General features: G+C 70.4%; 17 protein-coding genes and 1 tRNA gene. 9 read left to right on the top strand and 9 right to left on the bottom strand.

What is annotated here, in order from left to right:
* Positions 1-64: 64 nt before the first annotated feature.
* The 4 genes from A4R43_RS43070 to A4R43_RS39390 form a co-directional block, all read right to left on the bottom strand.
* Positions 65-3151 carry a hypothetical protein gene (locus A4R43_RS43070; protein ID WP_162788759.1) on the bottom strand — a complete coding sequence of 1029 codons (3087 nt, stop codon included), beginning with the start codon at positions 3149-3151 and terminating at the stop codon, positions 65-67.
* Between the two features lie 71 nt (positions 3152-3222).
* The gene (gene ettA, locus A4R43_RS39400; RefSeq protein WP_113696734.1) at positions 3223-4899 is read right to left on the bottom strand and encodes an energy-dependent translational throttle protein EttA; all 1677 of its coding nucleotides are present in this window, start codon (positions 4897-4899) and stop codon (positions 3223-3225) included.
* A 74-nt stretch (positions 4900-4973) separates the two neighbouring features.
* Positions 4974-5429 (bottom strand): single-stranded DNA-binding protein, encoded by a 456-nt coding sequence (gene ssb / locus A4R43_RS39395; RefSeq protein WP_113696733.1) that lies wholly within the window; start codon positions 5427-5429, stop codon positions 4974-4976.
* A 113-nt stretch (positions 5430-5542) separates the two neighbouring features.
* On the bottom strand, positions 5543-7573 hold the full coding sequence (locus tag A4R43_RS39390; RefSeq protein ID WP_418190782.1) for a bifunctional copper resistance protein CopD/cytochrome c oxidase assembly protein: 2031 nt from the start codon (positions 7571-7573) through the stop codon (positions 5543-5545).
* Between the two features lie 75 nt (positions 7574-7648).
* Between A4R43_RS39390 and A4R43_RS39385 the strand changes: the two genes are divergently transcribed.
* A complete protein-coding gene (locus A4R43_RS39385; protein WP_113696731.1) occupies positions 7649-8287 on the top strand; it encodes a histidine phosphatase family protein in 639 nt (212 codons plus the stop codon).
* Here the strand turns inward: A4R43_RS39385 and A4R43_RS39380 are convergent.
* The gene (locus A4R43_RS39380) at positions 8278-9456 is read right to left on the bottom strand and encodes an MFS transporter (RefSeq protein WP_113696730.1); all 1179 of its coding nucleotides are present in this window, start codon (positions 9454-9456) and stop codon (positions 8278-8280) included. The genes A4R43_RS39385 and A4R43_RS39380 overlap by 10 nt on opposite strands.
* Positions 9457-9713: 257 nt before the next feature.
* Here A4R43_RS39380 and A4R43_RS39375 point away from each other — a divergent pair, with 257 nt between their 5' ends.
* From A4R43_RS39375 to A4R43_RS39355, 6 genes are all read left to right on the top strand, one after another.
* Positions 9714-10121: a peptidase inhibitor family I36 protein gene (locus A4R43_RS39375; RefSeq protein ID WP_113696729.1), complete on the top strand. Its 408-nt coding sequence runs from the start codon at positions 9714-9716 to the stop codon at positions 10119-10121.
* A 632-nt stretch (positions 10122-10753) separates the two neighbouring features.
* Positions 10754-10830: transfer RNA gene (locus A4R43_RS39370), tRNA-Arg, on the top strand.
* 224 nt (positions 10831-11054) lie between these two features.
* Complete coding sequence (locus A4R43_RS43065; protein ID WP_162788758.1) at positions 11055-11264, top strand: hypothetical protein; 210 nt, start codon at positions 11055-11057, stop codon at positions 11262-11264.
* A gap of 152 nt (positions 11265-11416) precedes the next feature.
* Positions 11417-12364: a class A beta-lactamase gene (gene bla / locus A4R43_RS39365; RefSeq protein WP_236808536.1), complete on the top strand. Its 948-nt coding sequence runs from the start codon at positions 11417-11419 to the stop codon at positions 12362-12364.
* Positions 12365-12516: 152 nt separating this feature from the next.
* Entirely contained in the window at positions 12517-13104 is a 588-nt protein-coding gene (locus A4R43_RS39360) for a D-alanyl-D-alanine carboxypeptidase family protein (protein WP_236808534.1), read from the top strand.
* A 172-nt stretch (positions 13105-13276) separates the two neighbouring features.
* Complete coding sequence (locus A4R43_RS39355; RefSeq protein ID WP_162788757.1) at positions 13277-15334, top strand: acyltransferase family protein; 2058 nt, start codon at positions 13277-13279, stop codon at positions 15332-15334.
* Here the strand turns inward: A4R43_RS39355 and A4R43_RS39350 are convergent.
* A complete protein-coding gene (locus A4R43_RS39350; protein ID WP_113696727.1) occupies positions 15321-15701 on the bottom strand; it encodes a MerR family transcriptional regulator in 381 nt (126 codons plus the stop codon). The genes A4R43_RS39355 and A4R43_RS39350 overlap by 14 nt on opposite strands.
* Positions 15702-15801: 100 nt before the next feature.
* Here A4R43_RS39350 and A4R43_RS39345 point away from each other — a divergent pair, with 100 nt between their 5' ends.
* On the top strand, positions 15802-16950 hold the full coding sequence (locus A4R43_RS39345) for a serine hydrolase domain-containing protein (RefSeq protein ID WP_113696726.1): 1149 nt from the start codon (positions 15802-15804) through the stop codon (positions 16948-16950).
* On the opposite strand, the gene A4R43_RS39340 is transcribed toward A4R43_RS39345, so the two are convergent.
* Positions 16932-17561, bottom strand: coding sequence for a permease prefix domain 1-containing protein (locus tag A4R43_RS39340; protein WP_113696725.1), 630 nt, complete (start codon positions 17559-17561; stop codon positions 16932-16934). The genes A4R43_RS39345 and A4R43_RS39340 overlap by 19 nt on opposite strands.
* Positions 17558-17878, bottom strand: coding sequence for a PadR family transcriptional regulator (locus A4R43_RS39335; protein ID WP_113696724.1), 321 nt, complete (start codon positions 17876-17878; stop codon positions 17558-17560). The genes A4R43_RS39340 and A4R43_RS39335 overlap by 4 nt, the downstream gene beginning before the upstream one ends.
* 73 nt (positions 17879-17951) lie before the next feature.
* Between A4R43_RS39335 and A4R43_RS39330 the strand changes: the two genes are divergently transcribed.
* A complete protein-coding gene (locus A4R43_RS39330) occupies positions 17952-18383 on the top strand; it encodes a hypothetical protein (RefSeq protein ID WP_113696723.1) in 432 nt (143 codons plus the stop codon).
* A gap of 1 nt (position 18384) precedes the next feature.
* On the opposite strand, the gene A4R43_RS39325 is transcribed toward A4R43_RS39330, so the two are convergent.
* Positions 18385-19527 carry a chymotrypsin family serine protease gene (locus A4R43_RS39325; RefSeq protein WP_205215163.1) on the bottom strand — a complete coding sequence of 381 codons (1143 nt, stop codon included), beginning with the start codon at positions 19525-19527 and terminating at the stop codon, positions 18385-18387.
* Positions 19528-19643: the final 116 nt, after the last annotated feature.

Here is a 19643-nt window from a genome sequence, read left to right as displayed (position 1 = left end):
GGTGGCCGCGAGAAGTTCCGGTGTGCGAGACCACACCGGAAACTAGCCAGGCACCTAGCCCCGATCAGGCCTCCCCACCGGCTTGGCGGCGACCGTGGTCGTACTCGCCGCGGCGCGAACTCCCGTTGACCGGCTGCGCCGATTCCCCGTCGGCCGGCGTCCCCAGCCGCTTCACAAGCGCGGCCGCACTCGACGTCCCAGCCCGATGCTCGGCGAGCGCCAGCGCGAGCAACTCGGCCAGCCCCGCATCCGGCGGCGGGTCCTCAGCCGGAATCACAAAGTCCGCCGGCGGCGCGGGTGGCGTGTAGTCGCCGTTGGTGAGGTCGTAGTTGGGCTTGCCGTAGTCCGAGGTGGACTGCGTGTACTCCTCGACCGGCGCCAGGGACGGTGGCAGCCGCAGCTTGGGCAGCCAGCCGCCCTCTTCCTGCTGCACTGGTTCCTGCTGCACCGGCTCCTGCCGCTGGACCGGCTCCTGCTGCTGCACCGGCTCCTGCTGCTGGACCGGCTTCTCGGGCTCCGCCGCCCCGGCCGCCTTCTCCTGCTGCCGCTCGTGCTGCTGCCGTTGTTCTTGCTGCTGCTGCGTTTCCACCGGCCGATCCCCAGCCCGGCGCCGCCCGCCCCCGGACCCGGATGCGGACACGCCCAGCCGGTCCAGCACCGACCGCGCCGCAACGGACCCGTGCTCAGCGTCATGCCGCGTGGTGACGTGCGGCTCCTCGTGCCGAGGCGCCGCCTCCCCCCGAGACACCGCCTGCGAACCCGATTGAGAGCCCTGCTGGGAGACCGCCGTCATCGCCGGCTGCTGCTCACCCGGCTCCGCGGCAGGCGCCGGCGCCAGCAACGGCTCCGGCGGCAGCAACACCCGAGCTGCCTCGGGCTGCTGTTCATACCGCTGCGCCTCAGCGGCCGGCTCATACCGCACGGCGCCAGACGCAGCCTCCTGCCCATACCGCGCCGATTCAGCCTGCGCATACCGCTGTGCCTCACCCGCGGGCTCATACCGAGCAGCTTCCGCCGCAGGCTGCACGTAGCGCTGGCCTTCCGGGGCGGTTTGCTCATACCGGTGCGGGGCCGCAGCCTGCTCATACCGAGCGGCCTCAGCCGCCGACTGCGAGTACCGGGCTGCCTCAGCCGCAGGCTGCTCATAGCGAACGGGTTCCGCCGCGGGCGGTGCGTAGCGCGCAGACTCGGCCCCAGCCTGCTCATACCGAGCAGGTTCAGCGGCCGACTGCGCATAGCGCGACGCTTCGGCCGCGGGTTGCTCATACCGGGCCGGTTCAGCCGCGGGCTGCGCATAGCGCGGTGCCTCAGCAGCCGGTTGCTCATAGCGGGCGGGTTCGGCCACGGGTTGCGCATAGCGCGGCGTGTCGGCCGCGGGCTGTTCGTACCGACCAGGTTCGGCTGCAGGCTGCCCATAACGAGCCGCCTCAGCGGCGGGCTGTTCGTATCGGACGGGTTCAGCCGGAGGCTGCGCATAACGCGGAGCATCAGCAGCCGGTTGCTCGTAGCGCGCGGGTTCGGCGCCGTAGCGCGCGGGCTCGGCCGCAGGCTGCTCGTACCGAGCGGGCTCGGCAGTCGGTTGCGCGTAGCGCGGAGCCTCGGTCTGCGAGTACCGCGCCGCATCGCTGGTGGGCTGCGGGCGTTGCCCAGCATCAGCAGCGGGTTGCGCATAGCGCGGCGCCTCGGCGGCTTGCTTCTCGTAGCGAGGTGCCTCGGTGGCCTGCTCGTAGCGGGGTGCCTCGGCGGGCTGCCGCTCATAGCGCGCGGACTCCGCCGCGGGTTGTTCGTAGCGAACCGGTTCCGCCCGAGGCTGTTCATAGCGCGGCTGCTCGTACCGCGCAGCCGCCCCCCGCTGCGGGTCGTAGCGCGGCAGATCCGTCTGCGTCAGCTCCTCCGGCGCGAACTGCGGCGCCTCGGTGCGGACCGGCGTGCGTGCGGCCGTTTCGCGTTGCGGCTGCGGGCGGGCGACCTCCCGCACCTGCACCAGTTGCGAAGGCGGCGGCGTCGCATCGGTGATCCGCGGGATGACCGTGGTGTCCTGCGCGCCGGCGGTTCGCGGCGAGCGCGCGAGCACGTCGGTCAGGTCGACTGGCGCCTGCTCGCCGCCACCGAACTCACCACTGAGCACCGCACACGCCTGCCGCCGCATGCGCAGGTGCACCTGCTCGGCCGCCCGCGATCGCCGCAGGCATTCCAGCGCGTCGGCGGGCCTGCCCAGTCGCTCCTCGACGTGTGCCAGTTCCAGCAGCAGTTTCGCGGTCAGCGAGTGCAACCCGTGCCGGTCCGCGTCGTAAACCGCTTCGCGCAGCAGCAGACCGGCGGCCTCGGGCGCACCGGTGCTCAGGTGCACCCGCGTCGCCACGGCGAGCCGCAGCCAGCTGGCCGGGCCGATCACCCCGGCGCGAGGCGGCGAGTCGAGCACCGGCTCGGCCAGTTCGAGCGCCATCTCGATGTTGCCGCGGTCGAGCAGTGTGCAGACCAGTTGCAGCACCAAGCGAGCCCTGGCCAGGCCGCCGTCAGCGGACGGGTCCCGCAACTGCTCGATGAAGCCGAGCCCGGTGCGTGCGGCATCCGCCGCACCGGTCAGGTCGCCGTGCCGACGCCGGTGCCCGGACATGCCGACCCGCACCAGCGACCGCATCACCAGCCGCGAGTCGCCGTCCGAACTCTCGTCGGACAGGCACAGCCGATCCGCCTCGAGCAGCACCCGGTCCAGTTCCTGTTTCCGGCCCAACTGCGCCATGCAGCCCACCAGGTGGCACAACGCCGTGGCCCGCTCGCCGGGCGTCAGTCCGGGTTCGGCCAGCACGGGACGCAGCAACGCCAGCCCGGTCAAGGGCATGCCGACGCTGCGCGCGCACACCGCGAGATCGGTCCGCAACCGCGCCGAGAGCAGCGAGTACCCGAGGTGCTCAGCCGACCGCAGCGCCGCCACGGCCCGTGCCGTCACCGAAGCACGGTCACCGAGCCGCACCCGCGCGAAGACCACCAGCGATTCCGCGCGCAGCCACGCCTGGTCCGAACCAGCGGCCTCGCCGAGCGAGGCGGCCCGCTCGCCGAGCACCAGCGCGAGTTCGGGCGCGCGCAACCGCAGGTCCGAGGCCCGGTCGAGAAGTTGCTCGACCGGCCGGATCTGGTTGCTCGCTACCACGGCACTCTCCGGTCGGTTGATCGTGGCGGTCGGGCTCGCCTTGTGCGGACTTCAGGCCTATCACGAACCACTCAGTCGCGGGTCAGCTTCCGGTGGGTGACCCGGTGCGGACGAGCCGCCTCGGCACCCAGCCGCTCGATCTTGTTCTTCTCGTAGCCCTCGAAGTTGCCCTCGAACCAGAACCACTTCGCCGGATTCTCGTCGGTGCCTTCCCAAGCCAGGATGTGCGTCGCGACGCGGTCGAGGAACCACCGGTCGTGCGAAATCACCACGGCGCAGCCGGGGAACTGCTCGAGCGCGTTCTCCAGCGAACCGAGCGTCTCGACGTCCAGGTCGTTGGTCGGCTCGTCCAGCAGGATCAGGTTCCCGCCCTGCTTCAGGGTCATCGCCAGGTTCAGCCGGTTGCGCTCGCCACCGGACAGCACGCCGGCCGGCTTCTGCTGGTCAGGCCCCTTGAAGCCGAACGCGCTGACGTAGGCCCGCGACGGCATTTCGGTCTGCCCGACGTGGATGTAGTCGAGCTTGTCGGACACCACCTCCCACACCGTCTTCTTCGGGTCGATCCCGGCCCGGTTCTGGTCTACATAGGACAGTTTGACCGTTTCACCGATCTTCACGCTGCCCGCGTCCGGCTTCTCGAGCCCGACGATGGTCTTGAACAGCGTCGTCTTGCCGACACCGTTCGGCCCGATCACGCCGACGATGCCGTTGCGCGGCAGGTTGAACGACAGGCCGTCGATCAGCACCCGGTCGTCGAAACCCTTCTGCAGGTCGTCCACCTCGACGACCACGTTGCCCAGCCGGGGCCCCGGCGGGATCTGGATCTCCTCGAAGTCGAGCTTCCGCGTCTTCTCGGCTTCCGCGGCCATCTCCTCGTAGCGGTCGAGACGGGACCGCGACTTGGTCTGCCGCGCCTTGGCGTTGGACCGGACCCAGTCGAGTTCGGTCTTCAGCCGCTTGGCCAGCTTCGCGTCCTTCTTGCCCTGCACCTCGAGCCGTTCGCGCTTCTTCTCGAGGTAGGTGGAGTAGTTGCCCTCGTAGCCGACGACGCGGCCCCGGTCGAGCTCCATGATCCACTCGGCGACGTTGTCCAGGAAGTACCGGTCGTGCGTGACGGCCAGGACGGCACCGGCGTAGCTGGCCAGGAACTGCTCCAGCCACAGCACGCTCTCCGCGTCCAGGTGGTTGGTGGGCTCGTCGAGCAGCAGCAGGTCCGGCTTCGACAGCAGCAGCTTGCACAGCGCCACCCGGCGGCGCTCACCACCGGAGAGGTGGGTGACCGGCTCGTCCGGCGGCGGGCAGCGCAGCGCGTCCATCGCCTGCTCGAGCTGCGAGTCCAGCTCCCACGCGTCGGCGTGGTCCAGTTCCTCCTGGAGCTTGCCCATCTCCTCCATCAGCGCGTCGCTGTAGTCGGTGGCCATCAGCTCGGCGATCTCGTTGAAGCGGTCGAGCTTGACCTTGATGTCGCCGAGGCCCTCCTCGACGTTGCCGCGGACCGTCTTCTCCTCGTTCAGCGGCGGCTCCTGCTGGAGGATGCCCACCGAAGCGCCCGGCTGCAGGAACGCCTCGCCGTTGCTCGGCTGGTCGAGTCCGGCCATGATCTTGAGAACGGTCGACTTACCGGCACCGTTCGGCCCCACCACGCCGATCTTGGCGCCGGGGTAGAAGGCGGTGCTGACGTCGTCGAGAATGACCTTGTCCCCGACGGTCTTGCGCACCTTTTTCATGGTGTAGATGAACTCGGCCATGCAAGCGATCGTAGAGCCGTCGTACTGACGCCTCGACGCCGGTCACCTCGGGGCGCGCTCGGCTGACACCTCAGTCACGCCGCGTTCATCCCCTCGCCGGGGGAAAGAGCCCTGCTCACCTCCCCTTCTCCGTTCTCCTCCCACAACGGCACCGGTTGCTCCGGCCTGCCCTTGCGGCGGACCACCGCCCCGCAGCGGCTCAGGTTCGGCCCGATCGCGTAGGCCTCAACTTCAAGTAGAGATTTGCTCTGCCCGTCGTGCGTGTACTCCCGGGTGTACAGCCGGCCGAACACGATCACCGGATCACCCTTGACCAGACTGTCCCCGGCGCTCTCGGCGAGCCGCCGCCAGCAGGTGACCCGCGCGGTCAGCTGTCTGCCGTCGACCCACTCCGCGGTCTCCTTGTCCCGTCTGCGCTCGTGGCTGCGCACCCAGAAACTGGCCACGTGGTGCCCGTTGCCCACCTTGCGGGTGCTCAGGTCGCTCAGCACGGTGCCCACCAGCGTCACCGGGGTTTCTCCAACAGCCATGGCTCCTCGCCCTCCTCGTGCGGCTCGTCCGTGCTTCCAGGTTGCGGGAAGAACGGACGCCGTGGGGCGGGGCGAAGGGCGGCCTGTGGACAACCGGTGGGGTTGTGGACAACTCAGCCGCCGGGCGGCTTGCCTTCACCGCGTTCCGCCAACTGCTTCAGCATCGCGTTGTACGCGGCCAGATCCGCCTCACCACTGGCATCGGACCGCCGGTCGAGGCGCTTCGCCTCGCGCTCGTCCGCCCGCGCCCACTGCACCAGCAACGCCACCAGCACCAGCAGCACGGGCACCTCGCCGGCCGCCCAGGCGATCCCGCCGCCGAGCCGCTGGTCGGTGAGCAGGTCGCCGGCCCACGGCAGCTTCAGCGCCTGGTAGAAGGACTCCCCGAGCACGGTCTGCGTGTTCATCAGGATCACCCCGAAGAACGCGTGGAACGGCATCGAAGCGAACATCATGCCGAGCCTGCCCAGCGGCGGCATCCGCCTCGGCGCCGGGTCCACGCCGATCACCGGCCAGTAGAAGACGTAACCCGACAGGATGAAATGGGCGTTCATCAGCAAGTGCGCCCAGTGGTAGTTCAGCGCGGCGCCGAACAGCCCGGAGAAATACAGCACGTAGAACGAGCCGACGAACAGGACCAGCGCCACCACCGGATGGGTGAGCGCCCGCGACACCGGCGAATGCACGAACGCCAGCAGCCATTCGCGCGGCCCCGGCGGGCCGTCCTTCCCGGCCGGCGGCAGCGCGCGCAGGGCCAGCGTGACCGGCCCGCCGAGCACCAGCAGCACCGGGATCACCATGGACAGCAGCATGTGCCCGCCCATGTGCACGCTGAACATCGCCGGCGAGTACCGCCCGATCCCGGACGACGTCGCCACCAGCAGCACCGCGCACCCGGCCACCCAGGCGACGGTCCGGCCGACCGGCCAGGCGTCCCCGCGCTGCCGCAGCCGGCGCACCCCCAGCAGGTAGACCACCGCCAGCGCGATCGCGAGCGTGCCGTAGACCAGGTCGAACCGCCAGTCCAGCAGCAGTCGCAGCGCGGTCGGCGGGCCGCTGAGGTCGTATCCGATGAGCAGTTCGGTGTTCGACGGCTGGCTGGTCACCTCCTGCGGTGGCGGCGTCCTGGCCAGCGCGGTGGCCAGGCCGATGGTGACGAACATGATCAGGATTTCCACCGACGCGAGCCGCAGCAGCTGACCGCCGCCCGCACCGTCGACGAGACCGCGCACCCCGCGCTGCCGTTGCTGGTGCCCGAACACGCCGAGCACCAGCAGGCCGATCACCTTCGCCAGGACCAGCAGCCCGTAGTCGGTGGTCAGCAGTTCCCCTGGCGCGACCCGGATCAGCGCGTTGACCACGCCGGACACCGCCATCACCACCCAGCAGACCAGCGCCAGCCGCGAGAACCGCTGCGCGGCCAGTGACAGGTGCCCGCCGCGGCGCCAGCCCAGTGCCAGCAACGCGATCAGGCCGCCGACCCACAGCGTGGCGGCGACGAGGTGGTACAGCAGGCTGTTGGTGGCCACGTCGTGCGCGCCACCGCTGGCCGAGTGCCCGGTGACCGCCACCGGCACCAGCCCGCCGACGGCCAGGAAGAACAGCGTCGCGGTCCACCCCCAGGACAACGCGAGACGGCAGCCGAGCGCGAGCAACAGGGCGATCAGCGCGGTGAACACCCAGGCTTTCGGCTGCTCGATGGCGTCGACCATCTGCAGCAGCGCCTGCGGGTCGAGCAGTTCGGTGACCGGGCGACCGGCGGCGTCGGCCGCGGAGAAGTAGATGGACGCCACCGAGGCGAAGAACCAGCCCCATGCGGCGATCCCGGCGGTGCGCAGTGCGGCGTAACCCTCCGGCCCGAGCACACCGGACTTCTGCGGCGGCACCAGGAACGCGGCCAGCAGCAGCGAACCGACACACAGCACGGACGCGGCCTCGGCGAGCACCCGGACCACCGTGATGCCGTACCGGGTGACCACCCCGGGGTCAGCCAATCCGGTGATCACCGAACCGGCGCCGCCGGTGAGCGCGACGAGCCCGGTGGCGACCAGCACCGCGAGCAGCACCCCCACCGTGACCAGCGGGCCGACGTTGCTTCGGGACACCGGGGACTTGATCGTGGTCACGGGGGGTTCTTCGGGCACAACACGAGCGTAAGTGCAACGCTTCGCGGACAACCAGCCGCCATCTGCTCGCCCGCCGCCCGGCAAGATGGCGGAGTGCGGATCATCCTGCTGCGTCACGCCGAGTCACTGGGCAACGTCGACGAACTCGCCTACACGCGTATCCCCGATCACGCCCTGCCATTGACCGATGCCGGGCGCGAGCAGGCCAGGCGCACCGGTCCGGTCATCGCCGAGCTGGCCGGCGACGAACCGCTCGCCGCCTACGTCAGCCCCTACCTCCGGACCCGCGAAACGCTGCGGCTGCTGGACCTGCCCACCGAACGGGTGGTGCACGAACCAAGGTTGCGCGAGCAGGACTGGGGCAATCTCCAGGAGGCCGACGACCAGGCCGTGCAGAAACGGCTGCGTCACGAGTTCGGGCACTTCTTCTACCGGCTGCCGTTCGGGGAATCCGGCGCGGACGTGGACGACCGGGTCGCGGCCTTCCTCAGCGAGCTGGAGTTGCGGCGACCCGACCCGCTGCACCCGAGGTCCGTGCTGGTGGTTTCACACGGGCTGACCATCCGGTTGCTCTGCCGCCGCTTGTTCGGCTGGAGCATCGAGCTGTTCGAATCGCTGTCCAACCCGGGGACGTGCGAGCACCGGGTGGTCGAGCTGGTGGACGGCCGATGGAAGCTCGACCGCCCGTTCCAGCAGTGGCGCGACTCGCCGGACGGCGCCGTTCAGCAGTAGCTCCGCTCCCGTTCGCGGCGGCCGGCGCGCAGCGCCGCCACGGTCGCCGGCGCGATCAGCGCCCCGACCAGTGCGACCACGACAAAGGACGTGGACAGCGAGGTCAGCTGCGCGATGCCGCCGATGACCGGCGGCCCGGCGAGGAAACCGGTGTAGGCGACCGAGGTGACAAAGGCGATCTCGCGTTCGCCACCGCCGCCGTCGGCGCGTTTGCCCGCCTCGCCAGCCAGCCCGAGCGCGACCGGGAAGGAAGCGGCCAGACCGGCTCCGGCCAGCGCGAATCCCGCGAAACCGAGGACCGGCGAGCTGATCAGCGCGGCGGCGAGCAGGCCGATCGCGGCGAGCAACGCGCCCCCGGCGAGCACCTGGCGCGCGCCGAGCTTGGTCTGCAGGAAACCGCCGCTCAGCCGCGCGATCGCCATGGCCAGCGAGAACCCGGCGTAGGCGAGCGCGGCCGGGCCCTCGGCGATGCCGTGCTCGGAGACCAGGAGCAGCGCGGACCAGTCGGAACTGGCGCCTTCCGCGATCGCCGAGCACAACGCGATGGCCGCCAGCAACCACAGCACCGGCCGCTTGATCGGGGGCACCGCGCTGGTCGGCTTCTCGCTGGTTTCGTGCTTCGGCTTGACCCCGGGCAATGCTTTGACCACGGCGAACAGGACCAGAATCGCGAACACCGCGGCCACGGCGAACTGGCGCATGGGCGTCCAGCCGTGCGACGCGGCCAACCCGGCGAACAGGGCGCCGCCCAGCGCCCCGAAGCTGAACCCGGCGTGGAAGACCGGCATGAGCGGCTTGCCGGCGTCGCGCTCGACGAACACCGCGGCCACGTTCATCGACACGTCGAGCACGCCGATCGCGGCACCCATCGCGAACAGGGCGATCCCGAGCCAGAGGACCGAGGTGGTCAGCCCCAGCGCGGCCAGCACCAGTGCCGCCGCGACCGTGGACAGGGCCATCACCAGCCGCGCGCCCAGCCACTCCACCAGCCGCCCGGTGACTGTGGCCGCGAGCAGCAGGCCGAGGCTCGCGCCGAGCAGCGCGAGCCCCAGCGACCCCGGCACGGCGCCGACCTGCTCGGTCAGCGCGGGCACCCGGGGCGCCCACGAGCCGAGTGCGCAGCCGTTCAGTGCGAACACGACGAACACCGCGGTACGTGCGCTGACCATCCCACTCCCTCCAGCAGAACCTGTTGCCCCAGAGTGTCTTAAGCGCTTCAGAAAGTCCAGTGGGTTTCGCCGCTAGCACACCCGCCCCACCCCCGGCAATGCCCTTCTGCCGCCTGTGGATATCCCCACCCCGACTGGGTGACGATTCCCGAGTTGTCCACAGATGCCCCTTTCCCCGCTGACAAAGCCCGCCCCACCGGCCATCGTGGAGTCATCACCAATTCCACCCGGAAAACACGGGAAAGCAGGGGGAAGAAATGACCAGGACCATCAAGTCGCTCCGTTCACGACTGCCGAAGATCCTGTTGCTGGCGTCGATCGGCGCGTTCGGCATGGGCGGTCTCGCGCACGCCTCGGCGGCGAGCCAGCCGGAACCGGAGAAACCGCAGGTCACCTGCCAGAAGGGCGAGTTCTGCATCTGGACGGAAGAGCACTACGGCGGCGACGTCGAGCGCTTGGATCTGCGCACGGTGAATCCCGAGGAATGCGTTCCGCTGTTCACCGATTTCACCGGTTATTCCTTTGTCAACCGGATGGATCGCATGGTGAGCGTGTACCAGGGCGAGGACTGTTCCACCGAGGGCGACTTCACCACGTATCCGGGTGGCGGCACCTATGTTCCGCAGGCGCCGTTCACCGTCCGCGCCATTCAGGTGTGGAACTGATCCCGGGCGGAGCTCCCGCGGTGAGACCCCTGCCCCAGGGGCCTCACCGCGGGTGATCCCCGGGCCGCCGACCCCGAACAGGCGGCCCGGTGTGGCCCGCCGGCCGCGCACCGTCTCGACTCCGTGATGCGCGCCGGCGGGACCCGGCTGGACCCCGGCGGGGAGGGAGGAGCCGTTCGTGTCCCCCGCACACGAACGACCCGCCGGGGTCCAGGCCGGGTGATCTTGCTCTCGCCCGGCCGGGGGAGGCGCACGGTGTGTCGCCGACCGATCGTCGACCGTAGCCAACGGGGGGAATATCGGCCTGACCACCCGCGTTCCCTCACCGACGTGAATTCCGTTAATGTTTGCCAATAGAGAGCGCGTGGTCGAAAATTGCGCACGCGGATCAGCCGGTAGACCCACCCGCACGGACAGGAGATCGCGATGCCCCAGCTCAGCGGCCGCGACCTCCGAAGACAGCTCCGACCAGCGAGAACCTAGTTCTCGAGCACTCCAGGAGCCGACGGGCGACCACCCGCTCGCGTAGTTCGTGCGAACACCCTGAAACGATTCGACTGCATCGAACGATCGAGAGGGTGGCGGCGACTAAGCTACTGGCGTGCACGAGGCCAGCAGTGGCATCGACGCAGGCCCTCGTAGCTCAGCCGGATAGAGCAAGAGCCTTCTAATCTCTAGGTCGCAGGTTCGAGTCCTGCCGGGGGCACCACCGGGCGGGGAGCGATGCCGGGCACGGCATCCTCCCCCAGGCCACCACCAGCCGTTCGACGGCAGCTTTCTCCACCCTTCCTCGCGGTCCGCCAGCGGCGGGCAGGCCGCCGAGCGGTAGCTCATCGCCGATCACCCCGCACGAATCCAGGCCCCACGAATGGCGGCCAGCCTCACCCTGACCTACCGCAATCCGATCACGGACCGTAACCAAAGGAGACCCACGTGGACCCCGTGAATCCACCACCCGGCCGCCGGGCGCAGAATCGCGCGGCGCGTCCGGCGTTCGACGAAGCCCGGCTCGCTGGACTCGCCCGGCGGCGCCTGCGCAAGCTCCAGTACCTCAGCCGCCATTCGCAGACCGTGGTACACCTGCCGCCTGCCGAAACGCCCGACCCGCCGGTCGAAACACCCGATCGATCACCCGCCGCCTGAGCTGCTCGCCGAACATTTCGCAAGACATATTCGCGCAATTCGGTTTTCGCGCCGTGCACGGGAAAGGAAATGCGTCCGGGTTACCCGGAGTCGCGCTCTTCGTGAGCACGCGGCAACCTGGAGGCAGCTCCGTACGACCGAAGGACCAGACATTGCCCAGCACCTCGACGCGGCGCGCGTGGCCCGCGGCGATCATGACCGCGCTCGCACTGGCCGCCTGCACACCGGCCTCGACCGAACCAGCACCACCACCGGCTCCGGCTCCGGCCGCGCCGCCGACACCCACGGCGACCAGTCCGGCCGCCACCCCGCTCGATCCGGCCGTCGAGCAGGAATTCACCCGATTGCAGACACAGCACGACGCCCGGCTGGGGCTCTACGCACTCGACACCGGCTCCGGGAAGTCCGTCGCGTTCCGCGCCGACGAGCGGTTCGCCTACGCCTCCACGTTCAAGGCCCTGGCCGCCGCGGCGGTCCTCGACAACACGACACCGCAGCAGCTCGACGAAGTGGTCCACTACACCGCCGACGACATGCTCGAGAATTCGCCTATCTCCAAACAGCACCTGGACACCGGCATGACCCTGCGCGACCTGTGCGACGCCGCGATCCGGTACAGCGACAACACGGCGGGCAATCTCCTGCTGCGCCGCCTCGGCGGACCGGCGGGGCTGGACGCGGCGCTGACCGCGATCGGCGACGACGTCACCTCCGCCGATCGTTACGAACCCGACCTGAACTCGGCCATTCCCGGTGACACCCGGGACACCAGCACACCCCGTGCGATGGCGGGCAACCTGCGCCAGTACGTGCTCGGTGACGCACTGGCCGAAGACGACCGCACCCTGCTCACCGACTGGCTGCGCCGCAACACCACCGGCGCCACCGTGATCCGTGCCGGAGTGCCCGCCGACTGGATCGTCGGCGACAAAACCGGCAGTGGCTACTACGGCGGCCGCAACGACATCGCCGTGCTCTGGCCGCCGAACCGCGCACCGATCGTCATGGCCATCATGACCAGCCGCGACGAACCACGGGCGAAACGCGCCGACGCGCTGCTCGCCGATGCCGCGCGCGTGGCCGTCAGCGCCTTGAACTGACCGAGTCCAGACCGCACACCAAGAAGGGAATGGTCCACTGTAGACATTTCACGAACGGACCGGAGGCGTTTGACAGGCGTCCGGGTTCTGCTCACCGCGCGTGAGATCTGGCACGTCGCCCGGTGCTGATCGCCGTCGCTACCATCGGTGCGGTGCCCACTCCCGGAGACAGACGGACCCTGCTCAGCACGCTGGCGGCGCTGGTGCTCGCGATCGCCGCGGTGGTCACGCTCGGTGCGACCGGCAGCGTGACCTTCGGTGAGGATCCGGTCGCCGGGCGGGCCGAAGCCATTCTCGCCGAGGTGCCGGGGCCGGAGACCGGGCCGGTCTGCCCGCTGGACAAGCGGTACGTCGACGAGCAGCCGGCCGGGCTGCGTCCCGACGTGCAGGCGGGCTTCGACCGGCTGCGGTCGGCGGCGCAGGCGCAGGGCGTCCAATTGTGCGTGCACGACAGCAAGCGCAGCCGCGCCCAGCAGCAACGGGAGTTCGACCAGGCGGTGCAGAAGTTCGGCAACGCGGAGCTGGCCGCGCGGTACGTGCTGCCGCCGGAGAAGTCGATGCACGTGCAGGGTGTCGCGGTGGACATCCAGCCGCTCGCGTCGGCGGCCTGGGTCGAGCGCAACGGCGCCGCGCTCGGCTGGTGCCGCCGGTACGAGAACGAAGAATGGCACTTCGAATACAACGCCGACTACGCGAGGACAGGCTGCCCGCCGATGCTGCCCAGCGCCACCGGCAGCTGATCCGACCAGCGTCGATTGCCATCCGTGTCCGGGAAAATGACCCCGCGTGCACACCGAAAAGGTTGCCTTCACCAGGTGTGGACCAACTCACACCGGTGAGGTTCGCGTGCGGGCGCCCCCGTCCGGTTGGATGTCCCCCTGCCCCGCCCCGCGAGCCGAGAAAGATGACCCGTTGGCGACCGAGAAGCACTTCCGCACCGACATCCAGGCGCTGCGGGCGATCGCGGTGCTCGCGGTGGTGCTCAACCACCTCTGGCCGGAGGGGCTGACCGGCGGGTACGTCGGCGTTGACGTCTTCTTTGTCATCTCCGGGTACCTGATCACCTCGCACCTGAACCGGGAAGTCGGCCGGACCGGGCGCATCCGGCTGGGCAAGTTCTACGCGCGCCGGGCGCGGCGGCTGCTGCCCGCCGCGTTGCTGGTGCTGTTGTTCAGCCTGGTGACCGCCTACTTCGTGCTCCCGTTCCCGCGCTGGGAAAGCAACGCCGAAGAGATCCTGGCCAGCGCCTTCTACGTGCAGAACTGGCTGCTGGCCGCGAACTCCGTCGACTACTCGGCGCTGTCCGCGTCGGCGAGCCTGGCCCAGCACTACTGGTCGCTCTCGGTCGAGGAGCAGTTCTACCTGTTCTGGCCGCTGCTGTTGCTTCTGCTCTTCCGGCTGCGCGGGTGGCGGGCGATGACCACCGGCGTCAGCATCGCCGGGGTCGCGTCCCTCGCCTACTGCGTCTACCTCACCGCGACCGCCAAGGAAGCGGCCTACTTCGTCACGCCGGTCCGCGTGTGGGAGTTCGCGATCGGGGCGCTGCTCGCCCTGTGCGCGCTGAAAGTCCCGTTGCTCAAACGGGAATCCGGGATCGCCTCCGGGGTGGGGTTCGCGCTGATCATCGGGTCGGCGGTGCTGTTGGACCACCAGAGCGCGTTCCCCGGCTGGCTGGCCCTGCTGCCCACGATCGGCACCGGGCTGGTCATCCTGGGCGGCACGCGCCCGGCCGCGCAGTGGCACACCAGGGTCACCGCCGCGCGGCCCGTGCAGTTCCTCGGCGGCATCAGCTACTCGCTCTACCTGTGGCACTGGCCGCTGCTCGTGCTCGCGCCCTTTGTGCTCGGTTCGGCTCGCCTGTCGCTGTGGCAGCAACTGGGCCTGCTCGCCGTCTGCGTGTTCGTGGCCTGGCTGACCAAGGTCTACGTCGAGGACCGCGGGCTGACCTGGCGGCCGCTGGCGCACAGCGCGCGGGCCACGTTCGCCGCGGTGGCGACCGGGATGGCCGTGATCGCGCTGGCGTCGACCAGCCTCACCTGGGCGTACGACGACGAGGTCGCCCGCACCGAGGTGGCCGCGAAGCGCGACACGGTGAAGGTCTGCCACGGCGCAGCGGCGCTCGCGCCGGACAGCGGGTGCGAAAACCCGTTCGGCCCGGCCAAGGTGCCGTTCCTCGGGCCGTCGAGCGAGTACCACCAGCGCCCGCCGGAATGCGGTGACTGGCTCGGCACGCACCTCGCCGGGGAGACAAAGACCGTCAGCGTCTGCGACTTCAGCGGTGGCGCCCCGCGGCCGAAGGTGGCCTGGCTGGTCGGTGACTCCCACGCCCAGCAGTGGCAGGCGCCCCTGTTCGACCTGGCGCGCGACCAGGGCTGGGTGGTCAAGCTCGGCTTCCTCGGCGCCTGCCCGATGGCGGACATCGCCTACCGCGGCTTCCGCGGTGCCTCCGGCGACGACGACGTGGCGGCCTGCACGCACTGGTCGCGTGACCTGGCCTCATCGATCGCCGCCGAGCGGCCCGCGTACGTGTTCACCTCGTTCTACGCCCGGCAGGAAACCGCCGACGACGGCAGCGGCCGGTCACAGCTGGCGCAGTACCGCGAGGGCCTCAACACCTACTGGAGCGCGTGGACCGCGGCGGGGGCCAAGGTGTACGTGCTCGCCGACCCGCCGCTCAACGGGGACGTCCGGCAGCCCGACTGCGTCAGCATCAACGCCCAGAACCCCGCCGCCTGCGGGGTGGCCCGCGAACGCGCGCAACCGCTGGACCCGCTCACCGAAGCCGCGCGCACCAGCCGTGACCCCGACGTCGGCCTGATCGAGCTGACCGACTACTTCTGCGACGCCACACAGTGCCACGGCGTGGTCGGCAACGTGGTCGTCTACTACGACGCCGACCACATGAACCGCGAGTACGCGCGCACCCTCAGCCCGATGATCGCGGCGGAACTGGGCATCACCGACCGTTGACCCCGGCGCACTGCCGCCCGGCGGAGTGGGCGCCAGCCGACGTGGTGATGATCGCGTCGAGCCGGTCCCTGGTCTGCTGGAGGCCGCGCAGCTGCTCGTCGATGCGGTCGCGTTCGGCCGTGAGCCGGTCGAGCAGTTCCGGGGTGACCTCACCGGAGACCACGCACGGCAGCAGGCCGGAGATGGTCCGGCTGGCCAGCCCGGCCGCGTAGAGCTGCTGGATCAGCTCGACCTGCCGCACTGCCTGCTCGGCGTACAGCCGTTGCCCGCCCGCGGTGCGCGTCGAGGTGAGCAGGCCCTGCTCCTCGTAGTACCGCAGCGCGCGCACGCTCACGCCGGCGCGCCTGGCCAGCTCACCGATGCGCATCGAACTGCCTCCTGTGATCGGGGTCGCAGCTACTTGCCTCTGACGTCGGCGTCAGGTTCTAGCGTAGCGAGCGAACCGGACTTCCCCAGGAGGAAAGATCATGAGCCTGCCCAGCCGCGTCCACGGCACCGCAGATGCCCGCTTCGCCGGTGTGCGCGCCGCCTTCGAGCAGAACATCGAATCCGGTGAGGAGCTGGGTGCGTCGCTGGTGCTCGACCTGGACGGTGACCGCGTCGTCGATCTCTGGGGCGGCTTCCGCGACGAGGCACGCACCACGCCGTGGGACGAGGACACCATCACGAACGTCTGGTCGTCCACCAAAACCGTGACCAGCCTGGCCGCGCTGGTGCTCGCCGAACGGGGTGCGCTCGACGTCCACGCGCCGGTCGCGGACTACTGGCCGGAGTTCGCCGCGAACGGCAAGGAAGGCGTGCTCGTCCGGCACCTGCTGTCGCACACCTCGGGCGTGTCCGGCCTGGAGCAGCCCGCCACCGTCGAGGACCTCTACGACCTCGCCGGTTCGACCGCTCGCTTCGCCGCGCAGGCGCCGTGGTGGGAGCCGGGCACCGCGTCGGGGTACCACGCCACGAACTTCGGGCACCTGATCGGCGAGGTCGTCCGGCGGGTGAGCGGGAAGTCGCTGAAGCAGTTCGTCGCCGACGAACTCGCCGGGCCGCTGGGCGCGGACTTCCAGCTGGGCGCCGCCGAGGCGGACTGGCACCGCATCGCCGACGTGGTGCCGCCGCCCGCCGCGAAACTGGACTTCGCGGCGCTCGGCCCGGACAACGTCATGGTGAAAACGCTGTCCGGCCCGGCGGTGGACCCGCGATCGGCCAACACTGCCGAGTGGCGGCGGGCCGAACTCGGCGCGGTCAACGGCCACGGCAACGCGCGTTCGCTCGCGCGCCTGCTCTCCGCCATCGCGCGCGGCGGCACCGTCGACGGGGTGCGGCTGCTCGGCCAGGACACCATCGACCTGATCTTCGACGAGCAGGCGAACGGCGTGGACCTCGGCCTCAGCATCCCGCTGCGCTGGGGCATCGGGTTCGGCCTGCCGCGCCAGGACGTGCTGCCGTGGATCCCCGACGGCCGGATCTGCTTCTGGGGCGGCTGGGGCGGCTCGATGGTGATCATGGACCTGGAGCGCCGGATGACGCTGACCTACATGATGAACCGCATGGCGCCGGGCATCATCGGCTCCGACCGCAGCGCCGCCTACACCAAGGCCGTCTACGACGCGCTGAGCTGACGCGCGCAGTGGCGGCAGGCGCGCGCCGAAGCCGCCACCACGCCGTGTGAGATCACGCTGAGCACGGCGGCGGGCAGCACGAGCGGCCAGGCGTCGTGCTCGGCGGCGGCGATCGCGAGCACCACGGTGGCCAGCGGCATCGCCACGCTCGCGGCGGTCCCGGTCCAGGCGGCCACCAGCGGCAGCAGCGGGGGCATCGGCAGCCGCCGCGCCAGCGCGCCGGTGGTGACCAGCGTGACCGCCGCCGCCAGCACGGCGACCACCGCGACCGCGGCCAGCACCTGCGCGGTCTCGGGCAGGTCGTGCCCGGTCCACACCACCAGCCAGCAGACGATCAACGCGGGCACGGTCACGGCCACCACCCGCGCGGTGGCCCTGGTCTGCCCGATGGTCAGCTCGCGCTGGCAGCTGGGCACCAGCTCGTCGACCGTGCCGAACTCGCGCAGCGCCAGCTCCACGGCACGCGGCCGCGACACCCCGTCAGCGGTGTGCTCGGCGACCGCGTCGGCCAGGCCGTCGCGGATCTCCGCGACCAGTCGTGCCTTGGCGCGGGCGGGCCCGGACAACGCCGCCGACAGGGCGGCCGCGTACTCCTCGACGGGATCACTCATGACGGGTTGAGCACCGACCCGATCGCGGTGGTGAACTCGGCCCACCCGCTGCGCTCGGCGGCCAGGCCGCGCCTGCCCGCGTCGGTCAGTTCGTAGCAACGGCGCCGACGTTCGCCGACCGACTGCCAGCCGCTGCGCAGCAGGCCCAGCCGCTCCAGCCGGTTCAGCGCCGGGTAGATGGTGCCGGTGCGCAGCTCCAGCGCACCGGCGCTGCGCTGCTGCACCGCGGCGATGATCGCGTAGCCGTGCAGCGGCCCCGGTTCGAGCACCGCGAGCAGCAAACCGTCCAGGTGCCCGCGCACCGCGTCCGCCCTCATGGGTAGACAGCCTACCCATAAGTGCAGTAGGAAGGGTACATATTGGCTGCCTACATATAGAGGGGTTACTCCGTTGACCAAGTTCCTGCTGTCCGTGCACGTGCTCGCGGCGATCCTGGTGGTCGGGCCGATCGCGGTGGCCGCTTCCCTGTTCCCCCGCTACGCGCGCGCCGAGGGCGGCGGGGGTGCGCTGCTGCACCGGATCTGCCGCGGGTACACCGTGGTCGGCATCGCGGTGCCGGTGTTCGGCGTGGCCACCGGCGCCGCGCTCGGTGTGCTCACAGACGTGTGGCTGCTCGTTTCGGTGGTGCTCACCGCCATCGCGGCGGGCATTCTGGTGCTGGCCATCCTGCCCGGGCAGCGCCGGCTGCTCGACCTGCCGGAAAAGGCGGAGCCGGGCCGCCTGGCGACCCGGCTCTCGATGCTGACCGGTGTGTTCAACCTGCTGTGGGCGGTGGTCGTGGTGCTGATGATCGTCCGCCCCGGCTCGACCACCGGCGCCTGAATCAGGGGATGTACACGCCGAAGTCGGCGTTGGCGGTGGCGAAGTCCTGGAAGCCCATGCGCGGGCCGGCCGCGCGGGTCACCGTGCCCGCCGCCTGCACACCGCCGTTGACCTTCAGGTAGACCGAACCGCCGCTGTCGCCGCCCCGCGCGCCCGGCTGGCCCTGCTGCTGCTCGACCTCCACCAGGTCCTCGGCGTCCTGCCAGAAGAACAGCACCTTCAGGTCGCACACCGGGTTGCCGGTCTGCTCGGCGCTGGTCACCCCGCTCTGGCAGAGCAACTGGCCGACGAACACGTGCGTCCAGCCGAGCACCTGCTCGGTGGTGTTGCTGTTCCCGCCGCCGACGTACATCCGGTTGCTCGCCTGGGAAGTCGGGATCAACGCGATGTCGTGGTCGTTGTGCCCCGGCCCGACGTTGCCGATGAACTCGCCGACGCCGTCGGTGATCCGGTGCCCGTGCTGACCGCAGTGCTCGGCGGTCAGCACGAACTGGTTGCCCGCGCCGTTGCGCACACCGAACCCGGCGGTGCAGATGGTGCTCGCGGTCTGGTTCCAGGTGCGCGCGCCGCCCTTCCACGGCGGGGCGTCGTCACCACGGGACACCGGCGTCAGCGGTTCCTCGTGCAGCACGCGCAGCGGCACCCCGGCCACCGAGTCGAGTGCGCTGAACGTGCTCAGCACGCCGGGTTTCGCGGCGAGCACAAGGCCGCTGCCGTCACCGGGGCTTTTCACGCCGTAGGCGCCGGAATCCGGGTTTTCCCGCAGCCAGCGGTTGACCCGCTCCGCGGCGGCGTCCAGTTCGCTTTCGCTGTGGGCCGCCGAAGCGACACGCACCGGCGCGAACGCGCTCGCCGCGCGCACCGCCTCGTCGACGGCCGGCGTGGTCGCGCCTTTCCACCACAGCACCACATCCGAGGATTCGAGCACGATGCCCGCGTAACCACCGGCGGCTTCGGCCAGCCGGGCGCGCAGCACCTCCGCCGCGCGGACGAGCGGCTGCTGGTCGAGCACTCGCTGTTCACCGGCGGTCAGCGTGCGCACGGGCTCGGCTTGGGCGGCGGGAAGCGCCGAGACCGCCGCGAGGGCGGCCGCACCGACGGCCAGCAAGCCGGTTCTGAATTTCTTGGACAGCACGGAATGCACGGTTCGCTCCTTGGGGACAGGGAGGGGAACGAGCTGCGCCGGCGCGGGAACAGATTGTCACGAATCACGCGCGAACCGTGGGAAAGCGGCGGCTTTCCGACAAAACCGGACAGACG

Origin of the sequence: Amycolatopsis albispora (assembly GCF_003312875.1) — a bacterium.
GTDB classification, from domain to species: domain Bacteria; phylum Actinomycetota; class Actinomycetes; order Mycobacteriales; family Pseudonocardiaceae; genus Amycolatopsis; species Amycolatopsis albispora.
This window is presented reverse-complemented; position numbering and strand designations above follow the sequence as displayed.

Excerpts from the sequence above, each read along its gene's own strand:
- ettA (WP_113696734.1), bottom strand. The coding sequence starts at position 4,899 with ATGGCCGAGTTCATCTACACCATGAAAAAGGTGCGCAAGACCGTCGGG.
- ssb (WP_113696733.1), bottom strand. The coding sequence starts at position 5,429 with ATGGCTGTTGGAGAAACCCCGGTGACGCTGGTGGGCACCGTGCTGAGC.
- A4R43_RS39380 (WP_113696730.1), bottom strand. The coding sequence starts at position 9,456 with ATGGTCAGCGCACGTACCGCGGTGTTCGTCGTGTTCGCACTGAACGGC.
- A4R43_RS39375 (WP_113696729.1), top strand. The coding sequence starts at position 9,714 with ATGACCAGGACCATCAAGTCGCTCCGTTCACGACTGCCGAAGATCCTG.
- A4R43_RS39350 (WP_113696727.1), bottom strand. The coding sequence starts at position 15,701 with ATGCGCATCGGTGAGCTGGCCAGGCGCGCCGGCGTGAGCGTGCGCGCG.
- A4R43_RS39345 (WP_113696726.1), top strand. The coding sequence starts at position 15,802 with ATGAGCCTGCCCAGCCGCGTCCACGGCACCGCAGATGCCCGCTTCGCC.
- A4R43_RS39340 (WP_113696725.1), bottom strand. The coding sequence starts at position 17,561 with ATGAGTGATCCCGTCGAGGAGTACGCGGCCGCCCTGTCGGCGGCGTTG.
- A4R43_RS39335 (WP_113696724.1), bottom strand. The coding sequence starts at position 17,878 with ATGAGGGCGGACGCGGTGCGCGGGCACCTGGACGGTTTGCTGCTCGCG.